This is a genomic window from Planomicrobium stackebrandtii, from assembly GCF_030814955.1.
In the GTDB taxonomy this organism is placed as follows: domain Bacteria; phylum Bacillota; class Bacilli; order Bacillales_A; family Planococcaceae; genus Planococcus; species Planococcus stackebrandtii.
Map to the genome: position 1 here is coordinate 47,957 of NZ_JAUSWB010000012.1, position 20,789 is coordinate 68,745.

Below are 20,789 nucleotides of genomic sequence, written 5' to 3' on the forward strand. Positions count from 1 at the left end.
GAGAAAAAATGAGCAAATCAACCAACATCGTCTGGCATGAATCGAGTGTCACGAAACAGGATAGACAGAAATTGAATAATCACAAAAGCGGAGTCTTGTGGTTCACCGGATTATCAGGATCAGGGAAATCGACGGTTTCCGTAGCCTTGGAAAAAGAAATCCACTCACTTGGAATCCGTACGTATCTATTGGATGGCGACAATGTCCGCCACGGTTTGAATAAAAACCTGGGATTCAGCCCGGAAGACCGTACGGAAAATATCCGCCGAATCGGTGAAGTCGGCAAGCTGATGAGTGATGCAGGTGTGTTGACCTTATCCGCGTTCATTTCCCCATATCAGGAAGATCGCGATCAAGTTCGCGCTTTGCTTGAAGAAGGCGAATTTATCGAAGTTTATGTGAAGTGCAGTGTCGATACCTGCGAAACACGAGATCCGAAAGGGCTTTACAAAAAAGCCAGATTTGGTGAAATCAAAGGCTTTACAGGAATTGACGCACCGTACGAAGAACCGGTAAATCCCGAAATTATTATTGAAACCGACAAGCAGAGTTTGGAAGAGTCGGTACAAGTGATTATTGAGTATTTAAAGAAAACTGGCTACCTGGGCTAATGGAAAAAAGTATTGATCCCCTAATCTTGCTTGAAATCAGCCTGTCTGCAGGCAAAGAAATTATGGCAGTTTACGGAAAAGAACTGGCAATCGAGACAAAAGCGGACGAGTCGCCGCTGACAATTGCCGATCAACGGTCGCATCAAGCGATCGAATTCGGGCTACAGAGGGCCTTTCCCGATATTCCGGTCCTGAGTGAAGAAGGCAGTGAAATCCCTTATAAAGAACGAAAAACGTGGAAGCGGTTTTGGCTGGTGGATCCGCTTGATGGCACGAAGGAATTTATTAAACAGAACGGCGAGTTTACCGTCAATATTGCTTTAATAGAAGATAACTATCCGGTACTTGGTGCCATTTACGTACCGGCCACCGATGTTTTTTATTATAGTGAAGAAAACGGCGGTGCTTACAAAATAGCAGAAGCTTCAAAAGCGAAGTTCAAAAATGCTGAGGCATTACGTGAAAAAAGTACATCGCTGTCTGTCAGGAAGGCTTCAGAAAAAATCACTGTTGTGACGAGCCGCTCCCATATGTCAGCTGAAACCGAAGACTTTATTGAAGCTTTGCAAGGCGGCAATCCGGTCGAAAGCGTATCGGCCGGCAGTTCGCTGAAGTTCTGTCTGGTAGCGGAAGGAAAGGCCGATTATTATCCCCGCTTTGCGCCGACAATGGAGTGGGACACGGCCGCTGGGCAGGCAATTGTCGAAGCAGCAGGCGGTACGGTGCGATCCGCCAAAGATCAAAGCCGATTTTCCTATAACCAGGAAAGCCTAACGAATGAATGGTTTTTGGCAGCCGGATGGAATGAATAGTTTAGTGAATAAAGAAAGCGTAAATTAATGGAAACGAGTATTGTAAGTAAATGATATTTTCAGAATTTTATTGACAGGTATCTTCTATTGCTATAGTATTTATACAAATATTAAAACCTAGTAATCTTATAAGGTATTTCTTATCGTGAGAGGTGGAGGGACTGGCCCTTTGAAGCCTCGGCAACAGCTTTGGTCATTGACCGGGGATCATGTGCCAATTCCAGCAGGTCCCAATCGGATCTGGAAGATAAGAAGACAGGCAGACGCAAATGCGCATTAGATCCCTCTCTTCTTGTTTTATATGGAAGAGAGGGATTTTTATTTAGATTTAGTTGCAGAGATTCCGCAGGTTAGCTTCGATCTCGACTCTTCTTTGGCAGGAGAGAAGAAAAAATTCATATTTTAAAAGGAGGAAGATAGGATGAGCCAAGCAGTTTCGTACGAGCAATTTACTGGGGATCCATTCAAGGATCTTGCACCAACCGATCTCTTGAAAGGTGCTGCTGATATTCTGCAATGGGCCTACGATTCCTACGGGGAAGATGTTGTGTATGCCTGCAGCTTCGGAGCCGAAGGCATGGTATTGATTGATCTGATATCCAAAGTGAAGAGCGATGCGGAAGTGGTGTTCTTGGATACGGACGTCCACTTCGACCAAACCTATGAACTGATCGAACGCGTCAAAAAACGCTATCCAAACATGAATATCCGGATGAAAAAACCGGAATTGACTTTGCAGGAGCAAGCCAGCCAATTCGGCGATGAACTATGGAACAGCCAGCCGGATAAATGCTGCGACATCCGCAAAGTCAAACCGCTCGAACAAACACTTTCCGGTGCGCAGGCCTGGATTTCCGGTTTGAGAAGAGAGCAGTCGGCCAGCCGCAGCAAAACGGATTTCATCAACAAGGACAACCGGTTCAAATCGGTGAAGATTTGCCCGCTGATCCACTGGACGTGGGACGATGTTTGGCAGTATATCCAATTGAACGGACTTGAATACAATATTTTGCACGACGAAGGCTATCCGAGCATCGGCTGCAAGCATTGCTCGTTCGCAGTGACGACTGATGGAGACAGCCGCGACGGAAGATGGAAAGGCTTTGCGAAAACGGAATGTGGCCTGCATACATAACTGGGCCGGCAAAGATGTATATTAACGATCAGAAAATGGGGCAATCATCAGTTCTCTGGTTGAAAAAAGGAGTCTAGGAAGCTTATGAAAAAAGTTTATTTAGTTGGTGCAGGTCCAGGCGACCTTGATTTGATTACAGTGAAAGGGCTGAAAGCCATTCAAAAGGCTGATGTCATCCTTTATGATCGCTTAATAAACCAGGACTTGCTGGACGAAGCGAAAGAAAATGCGCAACTGATTTATTGCGGCAAGAGACCTGACAACCATTCGTTGAAACAGCAAGAGATCAATGAACTGCTGTGCCGGTTTGCGTTGCAGGGCAAGACGGTGACACGCCTGAAAGGCGGCGACCCTTTTGTTTTTGGAAGAGGAGGAGAAGAAGCGGAAGCATTGGTCGACCACAACATTCCATTTGAAATTGTGCCGGGCATTACAGCCGGCATTGCAGCGCCTGCCTATGCCGGAATTCCAGTGACCCACCGCGATTACAGTGCATCCGTGGCATTTATTTCCGGAGTCAGCAAAGTGGGCGTTGATCAGGATGAATATTGGGAGCATGTCGTTAAAAGCATGGATACGCTGTGCATCTATATGGGTGTCAGCAAACTTCCGGAAATCTGTAGCCGATTGCTGCGCCATGGTCTGAAGCCGTCGACGCCGATTGCCTTGATTGAATGGGGCACAACGGAACGGCAGCGGACAGTGACGGGAACCCTTGAGGATATTATTCAAAATGCAAAAGGTTTCGAAAATCCTTCGATGATTGTGGTGGGAGAAGTAGTCCGTCTGAGAGACAAATTGCAATGGTATGAGCAGCTGCAGGACGAAAAGCAATTTCAGCTTGCCGCCCATGTAGGATGAGGAGATGGTGATATGCAGGCTGTATTATATGTAAGCCACGGGAGCCGAGTCAAAGAAACACGCCAGGAAGCGATGGCATTTATGGAGCAGGTACACCAAAAAGTGGATGTGGCTCTTCATGAAACTTGCTTTTTGGAGTTGGTCAGTCCGGATATTGGCGAAGGGATCGACAGCCTTGCCGAGCAGGGCGCTACCGCAATTGCGGTTGTACCGGTATTGCTGCTGAGCGCTGGACATTATTACGAAGACATTCCGGATGAAGTTAAAAAATCGGTGTTGCGTTATCCGGATATCCGATTTACTTACGGAAAGCCACTTGGTGTCCAGGATCGCCTCGTAGAAATTCTAGCCGAGCGCCTGCAGGAAACTGGAGTTGAACGATTGCCTGAAGCGGAAATTCTGCTGGTCGGACGTGGTGGGAAAAGTTCGGAAATCACCCGCTCGGTCGAAGGAATTGCTGCGAAACTGGCAGTGAAAGTCAAGGTGCCAAAAATCGATGTTTGTTATTTGGCTGCCAGCGCTCCGTCATTTGATGAAGGATTGCAAGCTTCGATCAATAGCGGCAGCAAGCAGATTTTCGTTGTTCCTTATCTATGGTTCACAGGACTCTTGGTCAAATCAATGCAGAAGAAAATTAACAGTTTGTCTACCAAAGAACAGCAAATTATATTATGCGGATATTTAGGCGATCATCCATCGATGGTGGATGCCCTCGCTGAACGTGTCCATGAAGCGCTGCAAAACAAACAGCAGCCGGTATGGTGAAAGATAGAAGGAGAGATTGGATATGAATGGATTGGCCGGAAAGAAAATAGGTGTGGCAGCAGTCCGTGCCGCAAAAGAAATCAGTGTGCTGATTGAAAAGCAGTCAGGCACGCCTGTCATTCTTCCAATTCAGGGAAGGCAGCGGTTAAACGAAGACATCAGTGCACAGAACATCACGGACTTTTTAGCTGAAGATTTCGACTGGGCCATCTTCACGACCGGCATCGGAGCGAGAACATTAACAGATTCCGCGGAAGGCATCGGCCTTCAATCGCGTTACATCGACAAGTTGAAAGAAACTCAGTTAGCTGTCCGCGGCAGCAAAACGATGAAATGGATTAAAGAACATGGCTTAAACCCGGTTCACGTTTCAGAAGACGGAACAATGGACAATCTATTAACAGCTTTAGATGAAGAATATAAAGGCAAAAGCCCGCAGCGAATCTTTTTACAGGCTTACGATTTGGATGACCATAAGTTGAAGGAAATACTGGAGGAATATGGACATTCGGTTTACCTGTCCCGGCCGTATTCCTATGAAAAACCGGATGCCCTCGTAGTGGAGCAGTTGAAACAATCCATCATCGAACAGTCTTTGGACGCCATTGTGTTTACCAGCAAAACTCAGGTCAAGAACATTTTTGCGGAACCGAATCAAGGAAAACAGCTGGTCGCAGCTTTCAACGACCGGGTTCTGGCAGTAGCGGTTGGCAAAGTCACGGCCAAAGAGCTGGAAAGCAATGGCATCCATCATGTGCTGCAGCCAGAACACCAAAAAATGGGTGCCATGATCGTGGCAATCGATCATCACTACCGCCGACAGAATGTATAGATGCTGTTTTAGAGGATGAAGATAAATAAGTGAGTTGTGGTGATATTTCGCAAAACAGCTGCGCTTTCGGATCCGCAGTAACTTCTTCTATCCTACTGAAAAATTTATTTAATAAAAACTATAAAAAACTAATTTTGAGGTGAACCAATTTGCAATTGCAGACAATGAACAGTCCGTTTGACCAGGAGCAGGTAGAGCTTATTAATCGCTTATTGCCATTGCTGACAGACAACCAGAAAATTTGGCTGAACGGCTATTTGGCCGGATCGCAGTCAGCATCCACAGTCGCTGTACAGGAACAACCTGGATTGGAGTGGTATGCGGAGCAAGGTACTGCGCCAGTTGCTACGCGCGAAATCACCATTTTGGTCGGTTCCCACACAGGCAACTGCGAATCGGTTGCCAAAGGAGTTTCGAAAAAACTGCAGGACAAAGACTACCAGGTCAAGCTCCTGCCAATGGACGAGTTTAAACCGAAGGACTTGAAAAAAGTCGAAGATTTGCTGGTCATCACGAGTACGCATGGGGACGGCCATCCGCCGGATAATGCCCTTGCCCTCTATGATTTCCTGCACAGCAAACGGGCGCCGCAGCTTGATGATGTCCGGTTTTCTGTTTTGTCTCTTGGCGACAGCTCGTATGAATTTTTCTGCCAGACCGGCAAAGACTTCGACAAGCGCCTTGAAGAATTGGGTGCCAAACGCATCCATCCGCGTGTGGATGCCGATTTGGATTTTGAAGAACTGGCAGGAGAATGGTTTGACGGGGTTTTCAGTGTCTTGAATAAAGAAAGAGAAACAGATCGTCCAGGAGCTGCTGCAGCGCCTGGTAGTCAGCAAGCTGCATCTGACAGCCAGCCGGCATATTCCCGCAGCAATCCGTTCAACGCGGAAGTTCTGGGAAATATCAATTTGAATGGACGCGGATCGAATAAAGAAACCCGCCACCTCGAACTTGATCTCGAAGGATCCGGCCTCCAATATGAGCCGGGAGACAGCTTGGGGATTGTTCCAGAAAACGAAGTTCAGCTTGTTGATCAATTGATTGCTGCGGCAGGATGGAATCCGGATGAACCGGTCTCCATCAATAAGCAAGGCGACACCCGTTCACTGCGCGACGCATTGATTTCGACGTTTGAAATCACCACCTTATCGAAACCGCTGCTTGAAAAAGCGGCAGCTTTTGCGAACGGTGATGCACTAGCCAATTTATTGGAACCAGAAAACAAAGAACAGCTGCAGGCTTATATCTATGGAAGAGACTTGATCGACTTGACGGAAGATTTTGGTCCGTGGCAAGTGCCTGTAGCTGAATTCATTAAAATACTGCGCAAAATACCGGTTCGCCTGTATTCGATTGCCAGCAGCTCGAAAGCAAACCCGGATGAAGTTCATTTGACGGTTGGAGCTTTGCGTTATGAAGCAAACGGGCGCAAGCGGACGGGCGTCTGCTCGACACAATGTGCAGAGCGCTCTGACATCGGTGCGACTTTGCCGGTGTTCATCCAAAGCAACAATAATTTCCGATTGCCTGACAATCCGGAAACACCGATTATCATGATCGGCGCCGGAACAGGCGTAGCGCCTTATCGGGCGTTCATGGAAGAGCGGGAAGAAACGGATGCTCAGGGAGACTCATGGCTGTTTTTCGGTGAACAGCATTTCGTCACCGATTTCCTTTACCAGACCGAGTGGCAGCGCTGGCTCAAGGATGGAGTTTTGACGAAAATGGACGTTGCTTTTTCCCGAGATACTAAAGAAAAAGTTTATGTCCAGCATCGTCTGCTTGAGAAGAGCCAGGAATTGTATCAATGGCTGGAAGCTGGAGCGAATGTCTACGTTTGCGGCGATGAAAAATACATGGCCAAAGATGTCCATGCCACGCTTGCCATTATTCTGGAACAAGAAGGCAATATGAGCCCGGAACAAGCGGAAGAGTATTTAACATCAATGCGCAGCGACAAGCGTTATTTGCGGGATGTGTATTAAGAAGGTATACATGAGTAACCAGCAATTAGTTTTTCGATGTTCTTAACTGCACGATTTATGAAAGAAGGAGTGTAGGGAGGCGACTCCTGCGGGGGCAGCACGAACTGGAGCCACTGGACTGAGCGCAGCGAGGGAAGCGGCGGAAGTCGTGCCCGCGGAAAGCGTCCTCCCGAAGCGAGTTCTTTAACAACGAAAGGAGCTTACCATGAAAATCAAAGATTTGACTGATATCGATGGACCCCCAAGTGAAATGGAGGTCATCAAAGACAGAACCAATTATTTGCGGGGCAATCTTGTGGAAAGCTTCGCCGAACGTTTGACAGCTTCCATCCCGGATGATGACGGCAAGCTGCTGAAATTCCACGGCAGCTATATGCAGGATGACCGGGATATTCGCAACGAACGGGCGCAGCAGAAACTTGAACCTGCGTACCAATTCATGATCCGCGTCCGCCTGCCGGCAGGAGTCGCAACGCCGCATCAATGGCTGACGATGGACAACTTAGCCAATACCCATGGCAATGGCACATTGAAGCTGACGACGCGCCAAACATTTCAGATGCACGGCATTTTAAAATGGAATATGAAGAGCACCATCCAGGAAATGAACCATGCTTTAATGGATACCATTGCGGCCTGCGGCGACGTTAACCGCAATGTCATGTCGACGTCCAATCCGTACCAATCGGATGTACACGGGGAAGTATACGAAATCTCCCGTGCGTTAAGTGAACACTTGCTGCCGAAAACAAGAGCCTATCACGAAATTTGGCTGGACGAAGAAAAAGTCGTCGACAGCAACGAAGGCGAAGTTGTCGAACCGATGTACGGGCATCTTTATTTGCCGCGAAAATTTAAAATCGGCTTTGCGATTCCACCTGCAAATGACGTCGATATCTATTCACAGGATCTAGGGTTTATTGCCATCCTGGAAGACGGCAAGCTGCAGGGCTTTAATGTGACAGTCGGCGGCGGCATGGGCATGACGCATGGCGATACGGCCACCTATCCGCAATTGGCGAGCGTCATCGGATTTTGCCCGCCAGACAAAGTCAACGAAGTCGGTGAGAAAATCCTTACCATCCAGCGCGATTACGGCAACCGTTCAGACCGGAAAAATGCCCGTTTCAAATATACCGTCGACAGATTGGGGCTCGATTGGATCAGAACCGAGCTGAATACGCGCCTTGGCTGGGAAGTGGAACAAGAGCGCCCATTCCAATTCGACCGCAACGGCGACCGCTATGGCTGGATCCAAAGCGACGGCAAATGGCATCTAACCTTATTTGTTGAAAATGGCCGCGTTAAAGATTTCGACGGCTATCCATTGATGACTGGGCTGCGTGAAATTGCCCATTTCCATACAGGAGAATTCCGCCTGACGGCCAACCAGAACTTGATCATCAGCAACGTGACAGAAAACAACAAAGCGAAGATTGATGCTTTAGTTGAGCAATATGGGCTGACCGACGGCAAAGAAAATTCCGCTTTGCGCCAGAACTCGATGGCTTGTGTGGCACTGCCGACTTGCGGCTTGGCAATGGCTGAAGCCGAGCGTTATTTGCCGGTGCTTGTTGGCAAAATCGAAGAGACGCTGGACGAAGCAGGACTGCGCGATGAAGAAATCATCATCCGCATGTCGGGCTGCCCGAACAGCTGCTCCCGACCTGCACTAGGAGAAATCGGCTTTATCGGCAAAGCACCCGGCAAATACAATATGTATTTGGGCGCGGGCTTTGCGGGCGACCGTTTGAATAAAATGTATCGCGAGAATATTGGAGAAGAAGAGATTTTAGCAACGCTTAAACCGATCTTTTTCCAATATGCCAAAGAGCGTCAGGAAAACGAGCATTTCGGCGATTTCGTCATCCGCGCCGGGTATGTGGCCCCGGTCACATCCGGACTAAATTTCCATAGCTAGATCCAATAAGTTTCACTCAGCAGCCCGGGAGCGATTCCGGGCTCTTGACGTCAGGCCCATCAATAAAAGAGGAGTGTTGAATTTGACATACAGTTATGTTTCCCATCTTTATTGCCCCAAATGCGAGGCTGTCTACGATACCAAACAGCAGCACCAATTGTGTACATGCGGTTCGCCGCTGCTGGTGGACTACGATTGGGATAAATTGAAAGCTGCTTGGAAACCGGAAGATCTGCTGAAGCGGGAACCCAGCTTATGGAGGTACCATGAACTGCTTCCAGTGGAAAATGAAACGAACGTGGTTTCTCAAGGGGAAGGCATGACTCCGCTCATTAAAATGCCGACATTGGGACAGGATATGGATGTCGTCAATCTGTATATGAAAGATGAAGGCCTTGTTCCGACTGGCACATTTAAAGCAAGAGGAGCGGCAGTCGGAATTTCAAAAGCCAAGGAAGTCGGCGTAAAAGAGTTCGCAATGCCGACCAATGGCAATGCTGGTGCTGCCTGGGCGCTGTATGGTGCAAAAGCCGGCATCCGGTCGACCATCGTGATGCCGAAGGATGCACCTAAAATCACCCGCAACGAAGTGGCATTGTCCGGTGCCAATCTGTATTTGGTCAACGGGTTGATCAGCGATGCCGGAAAAATTGTCGGACAGGCCGTAAAGGATTTTGGTTTGTATGATGTATCGACCTTAAAAGAGCCGTACCGCATCGAAGGCAAAAAAACGATGGGGCTGGAAATTGCTGAGCAGATGAATTGGAAGATGCCGGACGTCATCCTCTACCCGACGGGCGGCGGTGTTGGACTAATCGGCATCTACAAAGCCTTGAATGAACTGAAAAAGCTCGGCTGGGTGGAAGGTGACCTTCCGCGCCTCGTTGCGGTTCAGGCGACCGGCTGTGCACCGATTGTCAAAGCATGGCAGGAAGGAAAGCACGAGTCCGAGTTCTGGGCAAATTCCAGTACGCAAGCTTTTGGCATCAATGTCCCGAAAGCGCTGGGTGACTTTCTTGTACTGGACGCAATCTATAAGACACAGGGTTGCGCCATCGCGATTGATGACCAGACCATGCTTGATGAGCAGGAAAAAGTCGCGCGCCTGGAAGGATCTTTTGTTTGTCCGGAAGGCGCCGCCGTATTTGCAGCAATCCGCCAACTCCAAAAAGAAGGCTGGATCAAAAATGGAGAAACCGTCGTTGCGTTAAACACTGGAGCCGGCATCAAGTATCCGGACACGGTAAGTATTGATGTCCCGACATTGGAAATCGGCGATTCCATCAAGAAAGAGCCAGCAGCTAAAAACTAAGAAAGTGCAGTCCATGGTCGACATTAATCCGGGCTGCATAAATTACTGCAGAAACTATAGTTCCAGAGCCCTCACCAGAATAGTTAGCTGGTGAAGGGCTCTTTCTTATTTGCTTTTGCTGTTCTATGATAAGGACAAGAGAAAGATCAGGCGTAGTTTGTTTGTGGAAGGGGAATTAGGGTGATGGCGGGAAAATGGACGGCGTTATTTTGGATTGCCATGGCGGAGCTGTTTGCGCTGAGTTTATGGTTTAGTGCGAGCGTGACGGAGCCGGAATTGAGGGAGCTGTGGCTTCTCACTGAACGGACGGAAGCCTGGCTGTCGGCATCTGTTCCGGTCGGTTTTATAATCGGCACCTTGCTGAGTGTTTCTTTTGGCATTACAGATCGCTTTAATGCGCGCAAAGTTTTTGCGCTTTCCGCATTGGCGGGTGCGTTCATCAATGGTTTGCTGACGGTCGCTGACAGTGCATCCATTGGAATTGCTTTGCGAATATTGACCGGAGTTGCGCTTGCCGGCGTGTACCCAACAGCGGTCAAATTGCTGGCGCAATGGTTTCCATCAAAAAGAGGATTGGCGCTTGGGATTTTGATCGCTGCGCTGACCCTAGGCTCGTCTTTGCCTCATTTCATCAGCATCTTTTTCTCCTCCGTGGATTGGAAATTGGTCATCATCGTCAGTTCATTGCTGGCATTGGTTTCGGCTGCTATTATGAACTGGGTCGTCAAGGACGCATCGGTTGCTCAACAGAAAATGGTTTTTTCCTTTAAATTGATTAAACAAGTGCTGCACAATAAACCTGTCATGCTCGCAAACTACGGCTATTTCGGCCATATGTGGGAATTGTATGCGATGTGGACATGGCTGCCAGTTTTTCTCGCTGCCAGTTTTGCCGCCTCCTCTTCTGACATCAGTCCGGCAATTATTGCTTTTGCTTCTTTTGTCTCAATTGGAGTTGCCGGAGCAATTGGCTGCGTTTTGGGTGGCTTAGTGGCAGACAAGTTGGGCAGGTCGCGGCTGGCCATTCTATCTTTGGTAATAAGTGCGGGCTGTTCGGTCATCATCGGCTTTACATTTGGACAGGCCGTCTGGCTGACGCTGACGGTAGCGATCGTTTGGGGAATGTTTGTGATTTCCGATTCGGCTCAGTTTTCAGCAGCGGTCACAGAATTTGCAGAAGCCCCTTATTTGGGAACTGCTTTGACATTCCAGATGTGCATCGGCTTTTTGATCACCATCTTTTCCATCAATATGATTCCCGTGGTGCAAGAAATCATGGGCTGGAAATGGGTGTTTGCTTTATTGAGCATCGGTCCGGTACTCGGTGTCATTTCCATGGCGAAATTCCGTATTTATGAAATGAAAGCAGCAGATGAGTAGTCTTTTGAGCATGGATAAAAAGAACTATCATTTTTTAATAAATATGATTATGATAGAAATAAACGGATGATGTTGCAAAGGGGATAGCAGGATGAATTGGTTGCCAAAGAGGAAAAATAAGGTGGCGGCTTTCTGGGAATGGTTTGCAGAAAACAAAGCAGCGTATTTTGAATTGGATGAGTCTGGCCGAGACAGGCTTTTCAGCCAGTTGGAAAAGAAATTGCATAAGGTAAACAGGCATTTGGCTTTTGAGTTTGGCGAAAGCCTGGTTGCGGGGAAGCGTGAATTTACCATTAGCGCAGACGGGGTTGTAGAGGCATTTGACGATGTGATCGAATTGGTCGACAATGCGCCGGCACTTAGCAACTTTACCATTATTGGTTTCCGCCAACCGCATGACGAAGAATTTTCTGTCGCATACGGCGATATCGAACTGGGGTGGGACGATATTTTCTGTACGTTTGAAAAGGGCAGTGATGAATTGAATTTGACTCTCTACATCAAAGGTTTTACCGAAGACAATGAAGATGAATTTATCTCGGCTACTTTTATTTTGCTGGATACCGTTATTGGTGAATATAATGCCGGGATGCGCATCGGGGAAATCGAATTTACCAGCTACGAAGGCCAGCCGGATGTTCGGCCAATAAAAGAATTGCAGAGCCTTTTTTAAATGAAACAAGGCTGCTGTGGAGTTAATTTGAAACCCTGTCCGGAATTTTTATTCCGGACAGGGTTTTTATCTTATTGTAATGGAGGCTATTGTTGCTTTTGGAGTCGTTGACGGGCTGATGAAGTGGCTGGAGTGATTGTTTTTTTACCAAGCGCTCTGGCTAAACCAAATTCAGGCATATTGACGTAAATCGATTCTGAGTGGCCAGGGGAGATCATGTAGGTTTCGTGATAGATGCCGACAGCGTCATTATTTTTTGCTTTTTGGTTGAAGGTTTTCCAGGCAGACATATGATTTTGTCCCTTTGAATAGGCGTGCAGTTCTTCTTCGGATTGCCAGTACTGAACCATGAAAGTGAGCGGAAGCTTGAAAAAACTCTCAGAAGACAGGCATCCAAGCTCTTTGTGGATCGCAAGCTCCTTAATCATCGGAGGCATGGCCATCAGGACCGGAAGCCATTTGTGCACAGCTATCCATTTGTTGATCCGCATGCCGATGACAAATACGACGATTCCCTCATGGCTTTCAGCAGTATATCTTCCGGGAAAGACTTTTGCGCTCATTGTTTTTCCTCCTCATGGACTTAAGGTCTTTTTTGTTTCTTCGCACCAGTCAATAGCAGCCAGCGTGGTCCGTATGCCGTAATCCAAAGTCAGAAGCCAGAACGGGGCATCAGCCTGATCCATTAACTGAGTATTAATCATCTCTTGAATGCCCTTGTACGTGTTGAGGCGGTCAGTCAATTTTTCGCGATAAGCCGCTAAATGATCAAGCGTTTCTTGAACATCCTGATTTCGGCTAAAAAACAGTTTCAGCAGCAACTCGTTTTTTTCACCCGGGAGCTGTTGAATAGGCTGCTGAATCCATTCTTTGAGAACACGTTTTCCTTCATCGGTAATCGTATATTCTTTTTTATCCGGTTTTCCTTCCTGAACTTGAGATTCCACCGTGGCATAACCTTGTTCCACCAGCAACTTCAATGTCGGATAAATTTGTCCATAGCTGATTTTCCAAAAATGGTTCAAGCTTGTGTCAATCATTTGTTTGATGGAATAGCCGGTGCGGCATTCTGTAGTCAGAAGACCAAGGATTGCATATTGTGTGTGATTTTCTTTTGCCATCCTTCCACATCCTTATATCTTTTTGATACATATCTGTTTGATATAAAAATACTCTTTTTTCAATAATTTGTCCAGTATTTATTAAAAAAGAATAATATTTTGTGTAAAAAGGTATAGTGAGTGAAAGGGGTGTCTGCGATGGAGAAAAAAGAAATGCATGATATGAATTTTGACCTTAGGACTTCGAACAAACTAACAGCCGAAATGGTTGAGTCGCTCCCGCTGCCAGTGAAAAATTGGCTTTATGCGATGGGTGCTGTCGGGCACGAACAAATTGCGAGTGTCAGCCTCAAGCAACATGGATGGATGAAACAAAAACCGGAGCAAAAAGAGTGGACTGCATCGAAAGCTGAACAAACGAGCTTTGCCGACCCGCCTGCATTCCACTGGTCAGCAAAGATGAAAATGGGCAAAGGGTTATTTGTCACGGGGAAAGACAGCTTTGTAGCAGGCAAAGCCAGTATGCGGATCAAACTTATGGGCATCTTTCCGCTGACAACAACCGCTGACAATGAAAAGATCAATGAGTCGGCGCTGCTGCGCTACTTAATGGAGTTGGTTTGGTACCCGTCGGCAGTGTTCAGTCCGTTTATCACTTGGGAGCTCGTGGATACGCACGCAGCGAAAGCGGTGATAACATACGAGGGCTTGACGGGATCCGCTACCTATTTTTTCAATGAGCAAAGTGAATTGCTGAGAATAGAAGCGTGGCGCTACAAAGACAGCGGCAAAGAAGCGCGTCGGCAGCTGTGCATCGGCACCGTCAGAGAGCAACAGAAGGTGGAAGGATTGAAGATACCCGTAAAGATGGAGGTCAGCTGGTTAGTAGATGGCGATACGTTCACTTGGTATAAGTTTGACGTGTCAGATGTCCGTTTCAATCCAAAAACTTAGCCTGTTGTTTGTAAATCATCCAAATGCACAAGTTTTTGCGGGATATCACAGAAATTTCATTGTTTTTTGACAGATTGGGTTGACCTGTCTCATAGATACAGGTACCATATCTAGAATACTTAAAACAGAATAGTGAATTCTTATCAAGAGAAGTCGAGGGACTGGCCCTATGAAGCTTCAGCAACCAGCCGAAAGGTCAGGTGCTAAATCCAGCAGGCAAGAGATTGCCTGGCAGATGAAAAGGAACGAGTTTGATATCGTAAAGCCTTCTTTTTCATGAAGGCTTTTTTTGTATATATGGGAGGTTGAGAAGGATGGGCTTATTAGACGAATTAAAGACCAGGATTTTGACGGCGGATGGCGCTATGGGAACATTGCTGTATTCTTACGGAATTGAGTATTGCAACGAGGAACTGAATTTGCAGCGTCCGGAAGTCATCGAGAAGATCCACCAGGACTACATCAAAGCTGGAGCGGATATCATCCAAACCAACACATACGGGGCAAATGCAGCGAAGCTTGCCCGTTACGGCTTGGAAGAACAAGTCGCTGACATCAACAGAGCCGCCATTGGAATCGCGAAGCGTGCGGCAGCGCCGGGTGGACAATTTGTTTTCGGCACCATCGGCGGCATACGAGGCATCCGGAAAAGCGATGCCACGCTGCAGGAAATCATTGCCATGGTCGACCAGCAGGCAAGCCACTTACTGTCAGGAGACCCGGACGGACTGCTTTTGGAAACCTACTACGATTTTGAAGAGCTGGCAGCGACGGTCAAGCACTTAAAAGGCATCACCGATACGCCGCTGATTGCCCAAGTGTCCATGCATGAACCGGGCATCCTGCAAAACGGCATGTCGTTGAACGATGCCCTGCATCAATTGGAGACACTTGGAGCCGATATCGTCGGCGTCAACTGCCGTCTCGGCCCCCACCATACCATCCAAGCTTTTGAGGAAGTCACTTTGCCTGACAAAGCGTTTTTATCTGCCTATCCGAATGCCAGCCTGCTAGATGTAGAAGATGGCCGGATCGTCTATGAATCGGAAGCGGATTATTTTGGCCGCGCCGCTTTATTATTGAGAGAAGAAGGCGTCCGTTTGATTGGCGGCTGCTGCGGCACAACGCCAAAGCATATTGAAGCAGTGAAAAAGCATCTCGGCAATTTGCCGCCAATCTTCCATAAAGAAGTAACGGCCAGAAAACCAATCGTCATCCGTGAAGCGGAAGCATTGGAAGTTAAGCCGCTTCACGAAAAAGCGAAAACAGAACGGACCATCATCGTGGAATTGGATACGCCGCGCCATTTGGATACCACCAAGTTTTTGGAAGGGTCTGTAGCTTTAAATGAAGCCGGTGTCGATGCCGTAACGATGGCGGACAATTCGCTGGCATCGCCGCGCATCAGCAATATGGCGATGGGTTCGATCCTCAAACATAAGGAAAACATTCGGGCGCTTGCCCATATCACATGCCGCGACCGCAACCTGATTGGCCTGCAATCGCATTTGATGGGGCTCGATGCGCTCGGCATACATGATATACTCGCCGTAACGGGCGATCCGACCAAAGTCGGTGATTTCCCGGGTGCGACCAGCGTTTACGACGTGTCGAGCATGGAATTAATTCAGCTGATCAAAAAGCTGAATGAAGGCATTTCATTTTCCGGCAAGCCGTTGCGGAAAAAAGCCAATTTCTCTGTCGCTGCGGCATTCAATCCAAATGTCCGTGTGCTTGACCGGGCCGTCGCAAGACTTGAAAAGAAAATTGAAAGCGGTGCGGATTATTTTATTTCGCAGCCGGTTTATACAAAAGAAAAAATCATTGAAATCCACGAAGCGACCAAACATCTGGAAACGCCAATCTTTATCGGTGTCATGCCGCTGACCAGCATCCGCAGTGCCGAATTCCTGCACAATGAAGTGCCGGGCATTAAGCTGTCGGATGATGCACTGGATCGCATGCGCGCATGCGGTGACGACAAAGATCGCGCAACAGCAGAAGGCATCCAAATTGCGAAAGAATTGATCGATACGGCAGCGGAGCTGTTCCATGGCATTTACCTGATCACCCCGTTTGTCCGTTATGATATGACCGTGGAATTGATTCATTACATTCGACAACTAGATCAACAGAAAGAGAGCGATCCCAGCCATGTCCAAACATCTTATTGAACAACAACTTGAAAAAAGAATATTGATCATCGACGGAGCCATGGGAACGATGATCCAGAACGTCGATCTTTCTCCAGAAGATTTTGGAGGCGAAGAGTTCGACGGCTGCAATGAGTATTTGAATATTGTCCGTCCGGATGTTATTGAAGATGTCCATACCGCTTATCTCGAGGCAGGAGCCGATATTCTCTGCACCAATACCTTTGGCGGTACGCCAATCGTTTTGGATGAGTATGGAATCGGCAGCCAGGCAGCGGAAATCAACCGTCGAGGAGTAGAAATTGCCAAAAAAGCAGCAGCTGCTTTTTCAACGCCGGAGTGGCCGCGTTTTGTGGCGGGTGCCATTGGGCCGACGACAAAAACCTTGTCTGTTACGGGCGGTGCCACATTCGATGAAATGCTGGAAAACTTCTATGTGCAGGCGAAGGCATTGATCGAAGGCGGCGCAGATTTGATCCTGCTGGAAACAAGCCAGGACATGCTGAATGTCAAAGCGGCAACAATCGGCATAAAACAGGCTTTTCAAGAAACAGGGATTGAATTGCCGATCATGGTGTCAGGAACGATCGAACCGATGGGCACTACGCTTGCGGGCCAAAGCATCGAAGCATTTTATATTTCGATTGAGCACGTGAAACCCTTATCGGTCGGTTTGAACTGTGCGACCGGCCCGGAATTTATGACAGACCATATCCGGTCGCTGTCCGAACTGTCGGACGGCTATGTCAGCTGCTATCCGAACGCGGGCCTGCCGGATGAAGATGGGCATTATCACGAAACGCCGGAATCGCTGGCGAAAAAGCTGCGGGGCTTTGCAGATAAAGGCTGGCTGAACGTAGTCGGCGGCTGCTGCGGCACAACGCCTGCACATATTAAAGCGGTGCGTGAAGCAATGGAAGGCCTGCCTCCGAGAAAACCGGATCCTGTCGACCACGGCCATGTCGTGTCGGGGATTGAACCGCTGCAGTATGATGAAACCATGCGTCCCCTATTCATCGGTGAACGGACCAACGTCATTGGTTCCCGCAAATTCAAGCGGCTGATTGTGGATGGCCAGTTTGAAGAGGCATCTGAAATTGCCCGCGCCCAAGTGAAAAACGGTGCCCATGTCATTGATATCTGTTTGGCAAATCCGGACCGGGATGAAGTGGAAGACATGACTCATTTCATGAAAGAAGTCGTCAAAAAAGTTAAGGTACCTTTGGTCATTGATTCCACGGATGAAGAAGTTATTGAAGTGGCGCTGAAATTCTCGCAAGGAAAAGCCATCATCAATTCGATCAACCTCGAAGACGGGGAAGAGCGGTTTGATGCGGTGATGCCGCTCGTGAAAAAATACGGAGCGGCAGTTGTTGTCGGAACGATCGATGAGGAAGGCATGGCGGTCACGCGTGAGCGCAAGCTGGAAATTGCAGAACGCTCGTATGACTTATTGGTAAACAAATGGGGCCTTGCGCCGGAAGATATTATTTTTGACCCGCTGGTCTTTCCGGTCGGTACCGGTGATCAGCAATACATCGGCTCGGCGGTGGAAACTATCGAGGGGATCCGCCTGATCAAAGAAAAGCTGCCGCGTGCATTGACGATTTTAGGCGTCAGCAACGTGTCGTTTGGCTTGCCGCCGGTGGGCCGTGAAGTATTGAATGCGGTCTATTTATACCATTGCACACAGGCCGGTTTGGATTACGCCATCGTCAACACGGAAAAACTGGAGCGCTATGCATCGATTCCAAAACAGGAAATCGATATGGCCAATGAATTGCTGTTTACGACAACAGACGCCACTCTGGCAGATTTCACGGCTTTCTACCGCGACAAGAAAAAAGAAAAGACCGAGGACGATATCCCGAAAACGGTGCCTGACCGGTTGGCTTACTATATTATAGAAGGAACGAAAGAAGGCTTGATTCCAGATTTGGAAAAAGCACTGGAAATGTACGACGAACCGCTCGCTGTCATCAATGGACCATTGATGAAAGGGATGGCTGAAGTGGGCCGGCTTTTCAATGACAATCAATTGATTGTTGCCGAAGTGCTGCAAAGCGCAGGCGTCATGAAAGCGGCGGTTTCCTTCCTGGAACAGTTTATGGAGAAAAAAGAAGACGACTCCGGAAAAGGAAAGATTGTGCTGGCTACAGTCAAAGGCGATGTCCATGACATCGGCAAAAACCTGGTCGAAATCATCTTGAGCAACAATGGTTTTAAAGTAATCGACGTCGGCATTAAAGTTACGCCAGCGACGTTGATCGAAGTGATCCGGAAAGAAAAACCGGATATGATCGGCTTATCCGGTTTGCTGGTCAAGTCAGCCAAGCAGATGGTCATCACCGCACAGGATTTCAAGGAAGCGGGCATCGATGTGCCGATCTTAGTGGGTGGAGCAGCGCTGTCAAGGCGCTTTACAGAAACCAAGATTTCAGCGGAATACGATGGACCGGTCATTTACGCCAAAGACGCCATGCAAGGCCTGGATCTGGCCAACCGTCTGCAAAGCGGTGCAGGAAAAGCAGAGCTATTGTTGGAATTGGATGCCCAGCAGGAAAAACGCCAGGCCTCTGAAGCCGTGCGCGCAGCCAAACCGGCTGTTGCAGTTGCCGAGAAGCCGGTCAAGACGGTTCGCGAAGATGTGCCCGTCTATGTACCGAACGATTTGCGCCGCCATGTGCTAAAAGAGTATTCAGTGGCGCATCTGTATCCGTACGTGAATATGCGCACTTTGATCGGCCATCATCTTGGATTGAAAGGCTATAGCGAAAAAACCCTATCGCAGGGCGATCCGCGTGCTGTTCAACTGCACGAAATGGCTACCGATTTCCTGGGCTCCGGCCTGTTGAAGCCATCCGGGCTTTATCAGTTTTTCCCGGCCCAAAGCGACGGCGACGATGTGGTCATCTATGATCCGAAAGACGCCAAAACCGAAATCGAACGCTTTACCTTCCCACGCCAATCGGCTCCACCATTCCTATGCCTGTCCGATTACTTGAAATCTGTGGACAGCGGCGAAATGGATTATGTAGCCTTTATGCAAGTGACGGCAGGATTTGGTGTGCGCGACGAAGCGACACGTTTGAAAGAGCAGGGCAAGTTTTTGGAAAGCCATGCGCTTCAAGCAACGGCGCTTGAGCTGGCTGAAGGATTCGCAGAACGCATCCATCAGGAAATCCGCGACCAATGGGGATTCCCGGATGCAACAGACTTCTCGATGCGCGAGCGCTTTGCCGCAAAATATCAGGGACAGCGTTTCTCCTTCGGCTACCCGGCCTGCCCGAATCTGGAAGACCAGGCAAAACTGTTCAATCTCATCAAACCCGAAGACATCGGCGTCCATCTGACGGAAGAATATATGATGGATCCCGAAGCTTCGGTCTCGGCCATTGTTTTCGCTCATCCGGATGCTAGGTACTTTATTGTGGATTAATGACGAAAAGCGAAGGCAGCCGTTTAGCCCCGACAAGCGCTGGAAGCCTTGCCGGTAATGGCGTTCTTCAGCCATTGCTGGAAAGGCTGAAGCGACTCGAGGGGCTGGCCTGCCGGAGTCTGGACAAGAGGAAAAGCGGAAGCGCCCGCTCAGCTCCGACAGGCATAAGACGATCTGGCGAAGCGGCATGTTTCCAGCCGCACAGCCCAGAGTAGCGCTCTTTGCCACGGCGCTGGGTTGGCTTATGACCCAAAGAGCTGGGCGTTAGAGTCTGGACAATAAGCAAACAGAACAATTATGCAAAAGCGGGAAATCAGTGATTTCCCGCTTTTGCTTATTGTGAAGAAACTGCTCCCAAGCATTGATTTCGAGAAGCTCGCCGTTCGCTTTTGGATTCATGTCCATGTGCACGTTTTTTATGAGAGTTCTGGCTGAACGACTGCAAATCGTACTGAACGACTGCAAATCCATTTGAACGACCACAAATCTCTACGAACGACCACAAATCCATTTGAACGTCCATAAATAAAAAATCTGGGTATCTGCAGCAGAAAAAAGCCGTCTGCCGACCCGGCAAAGAGCACTTTTATGAAATTTTATCCAAAGAACCTCGAAAAACGGTGCGGCCCAAGCTACTCAACAACAAAAAAAGTGGAAAATCGTTAATTTCCCGCTTTTGCTTTTAATATGGTGGAAAAAGAAAAAGGCAGTCAGCTCTCAGCTGACTGCCTTCAGAGTGTAGACAAAAGAGGTTTTGGGATGGGGACATTCCAAAACCTCTTTATTTTTTTTGCGGTGATCGGTGTATGGCTCTTGATTTGGCCTTGGGAGAGCGTCGAAGTTAGCTTATTTCGGCAGCTTTCCATGTCCACTTGGCCGTCTTTTTTAAGTT

16 protein-coding genes and 2 riboswitches are annotated in these 20,789 nt (G+C 48.2%); of the genes, 14 read left to right on the plus strand and 2 right to left on the minus strand.

Annotated elements, in window-relative coordinates; all coding sequences use genetic code 11:
- Positions 1 to 8: 8 nt before the first annotated feature.
- The 11 genes from cysC (at position 9) to QOZ98_RS18090 (ending at position 12,290) form a co-directional block, all read left to right on the plus strand.
- Positions 9 to 611 carry an adenylyl-sulfate kinase gene (gene cysC / locus QOZ98_RS18040; protein ID WP_308788665.1) on the plus strand — a complete coding sequence of 201 codons (603 nt, stop codon included), beginning with the start codon at positions 9 to 11 and terminating at the stop codon, positions 609 to 611.
- The gene (gene cysQ, locus QOZ98_RS18045) at positions 611 to 1,423 is read left to right on the plus strand and encodes a 3'(2'),5'-bisphosphate nucleotidase CysQ (RefSeq protein ID WP_308788666.1); all 813 of its coding nucleotides are present in this window, start codon (positions 611 to 613) and stop codon (positions 1,421 to 1,423) included. The genes cysC and cysQ overlap by 1 nt, the downstream gene beginning before the upstream one ends.
- A gap of 137 nt (positions 1,424 to 1,560) precedes the next feature.
- Positions 1,561 to 1,677, plus strand: a riboswitch (SAM riboswitch).
- Between the two features lie 167 nt (positions 1,678 to 1,844).
- The gene (locus QOZ98_RS18050) at positions 1,845 to 2,558 is read left to right on the plus strand and encodes a phosphoadenylyl-sulfate reductase (protein WP_308788667.1); all 714 of its coding nucleotides are present in this window, start codon (positions 1,845 to 1,847) and stop codon (positions 2,556 to 2,558) included.
- Between the two features lie 84 nt (positions 2,559 to 2,642).
- Positions 2,643 to 3,419, plus strand: a complete 777-nt coding sequence (gene cobA, locus QOZ98_RS18055) for a uroporphyrinogen-III C-methyltransferase (protein ID WP_308788668.1) — start codon at positions 2,643 to 2,645, stop codon at positions 3,417 to 3,419.
- A gap of 12 nt (positions 3,420 to 3,431) precedes the next feature.
- The gene (locus QOZ98_RS18060; RefSeq protein ID WP_308788669.1) at positions 3,432 to 4,184 is read left to right on the plus strand and encodes a sirohydrochlorin chelatase; all 753 of its coding nucleotides are present in this window, start codon (positions 3,432 to 3,434) and stop codon (positions 4,182 to 4,184) included.
- Positions 4,185 to 4,206: 22 nt separating this feature from the next.
- Positions 4,207 to 5,016: a uroporphyrinogen-III synthase gene (locus QOZ98_RS18065; protein WP_308788670.1), complete on the plus strand. Its 810-nt coding sequence runs from the start codon at positions 4,207 to 4,209 to the stop codon at positions 5,014 to 5,016.
- A gap of 149 nt (positions 5,017 to 5,165) precedes the next feature.
- Positions 5,166 to 7,004 (plus strand): assimilatory sulfite reductase (NADPH) flavoprotein subunit, encoded by a 1,839-nt coding sequence (locus QOZ98_RS18070; protein ID WP_308788671.1) that lies wholly within the window; start codon positions 5,166 to 5,168, stop codon positions 7,002 to 7,004.
- 205 nt (positions 7,005 to 7,209) lie between these two features.
- Positions 7,210 to 8,925 (plus strand): assimilatory sulfite reductase (NADPH) hemoprotein subunit, encoded by a 1,716-nt coding sequence (gene cysI, locus QOZ98_RS18075; RefSeq protein WP_308788672.1) that lies wholly within the window; start codon positions 7,210 to 7,212, stop codon positions 8,923 to 8,925.
- An 82-nt stretch (positions 8,926 to 9,007) separates the two neighbouring features.
- Positions 9,008 to 10,237, plus strand: coding sequence for a threonine synthase (locus tag QOZ98_RS18080; RefSeq protein ID WP_308788673.1), 1,230 nt, complete (start codon positions 9,008 to 9,010; stop codon positions 10,235 to 10,237).
- A gap of 183 nt (positions 10,238 to 10,420) precedes the next feature.
- Entirely contained in the window at positions 10,421 to 11,617 is a 1,197-nt protein-coding gene (locus QOZ98_RS18085; RefSeq protein WP_308788674.1) for an MFS transporter, read from the plus strand.
- 91 nt (positions 11,618 to 11,708) lie between these two features.
- The gene (locus QOZ98_RS18090) at positions 11,709 to 12,290 is read left to right on the plus strand and encodes a hypothetical protein (protein ID WP_308788675.1); all 582 of its coding nucleotides are present in this window, start codon (positions 11,709 to 11,711) and stop codon (positions 12,288 to 12,290) included.
- Between the two features lie 86 nt (positions 12,291 to 12,376).
- On the opposite strand, the gene QOZ98_RS18095 is transcribed toward QOZ98_RS18090, so the two are convergent.
- Both QOZ98_RS18095 and QOZ98_RS18100 read right to left on the minus strand, forming a co-directional pair.
- Entirely contained in the window at positions 12,377 to 12,853 is a 477-nt protein-coding gene (locus tag QOZ98_RS18095) for a DUF4188 domain-containing protein (RefSeq protein ID WP_308788676.1), read from the minus strand.
- Positions 12,854 to 12,865: 12 nt separating this feature from the next.
- Positions 12,866 to 13,411: a PadR family transcriptional regulator gene (locus QOZ98_RS18100; protein WP_308788677.1), complete on the minus strand. Its 546-nt coding sequence runs from the start codon at positions 13,409 to 13,411 to the stop codon at positions 12,866 to 12,868.
- 138 nt (positions 13,412 to 13,549) lie between these two features.
- Here QOZ98_RS18100 and QOZ98_RS18105 point away from each other — a divergent pair, with 138 nt between their 5' ends.
- From QOZ98_RS18105 to metH, 3 genes are all read left to right on the plus strand, one after another.
- On the plus strand, positions 13,550 to 14,305 hold the full coding sequence (locus QOZ98_RS18105; RefSeq protein ID WP_308788678.1) for a DUF6920 family protein: 756 nt from the start codon (positions 13,550 to 13,552) through the stop codon (positions 14,303 to 14,305).
- Between the two features lie 137 nt (positions 14,306 to 14,442).
- Positions 14,443 to 14,547, plus strand: a riboswitch (SAM riboswitch).
- A 72-nt stretch (positions 14,548 to 14,619) separates the two neighbouring features.
- The gene (locus QOZ98_RS18110; protein ID WP_308788679.1) at positions 14,620 to 16,479 is read left to right on the plus strand and encodes a bifunctional homocysteine S-methyltransferase/methylenetetrahydrofolate reductase; all 1,860 of its coding nucleotides are present in this window, start codon (positions 14,620 to 14,622) and stop codon (positions 16,477 to 16,479) included.
- A complete protein-coding gene (metH, locus tag QOZ98_RS18115; protein ID WP_308788680.1) occupies positions 16,460 to 19,897 on the plus strand; it encodes a methionine synthase in 3,438 nt (1,145 codons plus the stop codon). Before QOZ98_RS18110 ends, metH begins: the two co-directional genes overlap by 20 nt.
- The last annotated feature ends 892 nt before the right edge of the window (positions 19,898 to 20,789 follow it).